The 543-nt window shown below is 66.9% G+C and carries 1 protein-coding gene; it reads left to right on the forward strand.

The features are described from left to right. Nucleotides 1-543, forward strand: a 543-nt coding sequence (locus tag IF37_RS0138470; protein WP_030754476.1) for an alpha-amylase family glycosyl hydrolase, incomplete at both ends; no start/stop codon positions are given.

Here is a 543-nt window from a genome sequence, read left to right on the forward strand (position 1 = left end):
CGCGTGATCATCGACTTCGTCATGAACCACACCAGCGACCAGCACCCGTGGTTCCAGGAGTCCCGCAAGAACCCCGACGGCCCCTACGGGGACTACTACATGTGGGCCGACGACGACCAGCGCTACCAGGACGCCCGAATCATCTTCGTCGACACCGAGGTCTCCAACTGGACCTTCGATCCGGTCCGGGGCCAGTACTACTTCCACCGGTTCTTCTCCCACCAGCCGGACCTGAACTACGAGAACCCGGCCGTCCAGGAGGAGATCCTGGCCGCCCTGCGCTTCTGGCTCGACCTCGGCATCGACGGCTACCGCCTGGACGCGGTGCCCTACCTGTACGCCCAGGAGGGCACCAACTGCGAGAACCTGCCCGCCACGCACGCCTTCCTCCGGCGGGTCCGCCGCGACATCGACGCGCACTACCCGGACACCGTGCTGCTGGCGGAGGCGAACCAGTGGCCCGAGGACGTGGTCGACTACTTCGGCGACTACGCGGCCGGCGGCGACGAGTGCCACATGGCGTTCCACTTCCCCGTGATGCCG

Origin of the sequence: Streptomyces sp. NRRL S-31 (genome assembly GCF_000718775.1) — a bacterium.
GTDB lineage: Bacteria > Actinomycetota > Actinomycetes > Streptomycetales > Streptomycetaceae > Streptomyces.